Below are 696 nucleotides of genomic sequence, written 5' to 3'. Positions count from 1 at the left end.
CCCATACCGAGAAGTCGAACGCGAACGAGTGGAACAGCGTCCATACGTCCTGTCGGTCAAAGCCGAACCAGCCATCGGTGGCATTGAGCAGGCGTGCGACATTGCGGTGCTCGACCATCACGCCCTTCGGTGTGCCGGTCGAACCGGAGGTGTAGATTACGTAGGCCAGATGTGCCGGCGTGACGCCGGTCGCATCGGTGGCGAGGTCGCTTGCGTCCTCATTTGCCCATCCAACATGCGCATCCAGATCGACTACCGGCACTGCGTCCGGCAGCGCTGCACACAATGCCGGATCGAACGCGCCGTGCGTCAGCAAGGCAACCGGGGCGCTGTCTTCCAGCATGAAGACCAATCGCTCAGCCGGATACGCCGGGTCCAGCGGCACATAGCCGCCGCCGGCCTTCATTACCGCCAGGATCGCGACCACCATGTCGAGGCTGCGCTCCATGCAGATCGCTACCCGTGCATCGGGCACCACGCCCAGCGTGCGCAGGTGACGCGCCAGCCGGTTGGCCCGACTATTGAGTTCGCCGTAGCTCAGCTGTTGTTCTTCGTGCGTGAGTGCGATTGCCTGCGGCTGTGCGGCGGCCTGCGCCTCGAACAGCTCGTGCAGGCAGGTGCTTGCAGGATAGGCAGCGGTCGCATTCCAGTCGACCAGCAACTGCGTGCGTTCCTGCTCGTCCAGCAGCGGCAGCC

Annotated in this window: 1 protein-coding gene; it reads right to left on the bottom strand. The window is 64.4% G+C overall.

Translation table 11 applies throughout. The features are described 5' to 3' along the window. Window positions 1-696, bottom strand: a 696-nt coding sequence (locus tag ACFQUU_RS29400) for an AMP-binding protein (protein WP_382252189.1), incomplete at both ends; no start/stop codon positions are given.

The sequence above is a fragment of the Herbaspirillum sp. GCM10030257 genome (assembly GCF_042666555.1).
In the GTDB taxonomy this organism is placed as follows: Bacteria; Pseudomonadota; Gammaproteobacteria; order Burkholderiales; family Burkholderiaceae_D; genus Noviherbaspirillum.
Note: the sequence above shows the minus strand (reverse complement) of the source record. Positions and strands in the feature narration are given on the sequence as shown.